The organism is Psychrobacter sp. T6-1, from assembly GCF_052258445.1.
This window is the reverse complement of the sequence record NZ_JBQQFC010000787.1, coordinates 1-568: the sequence shown is the minus strand read 5'-3', so window position 1 is coordinate 568 and position 568 is coordinate 1. Positions and strand designations below refer to the sequence as shown.

The following is a 568-nucleotide window of genomic DNA, read 5'->3' as shown; positions in this document are numbered from 1 at the left end:
AGCATCGCCCAACTACCCACAAAGCCCAGATGGCTTTTTTAAAAGGATTTAACACTATGAAAACGGACTTTCTTCCACACTCAGCACTTAAAATTAGTGCTCTAACCTTAGCTATTGCCGCCGCCTCTTTAAGTGCTAACACTGTTATGGCAGCTGAATGTCAATTAGACAGCGGTGATACAGGAGGCGCGACTAGCTTCGGCACAGACGCTCTAGCTTGTGGCCCTAACACTAGCGCTTTCGCCGACAATGCCACCGCCGTCGGTCAAAACGCTTTTGCGTCAGATGAAAACGCTATAGCAATCGGTAACACTGCCTTTGCCTCGTTTGAAAACGCTATCTCAATTGGTGCCAACTCCCAAGCTGACGGTGTTGATGCCGTCGCGCTTGGCGGCGGTGTGTCTGAAGATGGCTCGCGCGCCGGCGCACAAGCCTTGGGCAACTCAACGACCGCCATTGGTGGTGAGTCAATTGCAGAGGGTGCAGGCGCAACTGCTATTGGTTGGCAGTCAAACGCTACTGGTGCACAGGCACAAGCTTTTGGTCATCAGGCCACCGCTACTGGCGA

At 52.6% G+C, this 568-nt stretch carries 1 pseudogene; it reads left to right on the top strand.

The features are described from left to right. Positions 1-56: 56 nt before the first annotated feature. A pseudogene (locus ACTXGO_RS15985) lies at positions 57-568 on the top strand (hypothetical protein); the annotation flags it as partial.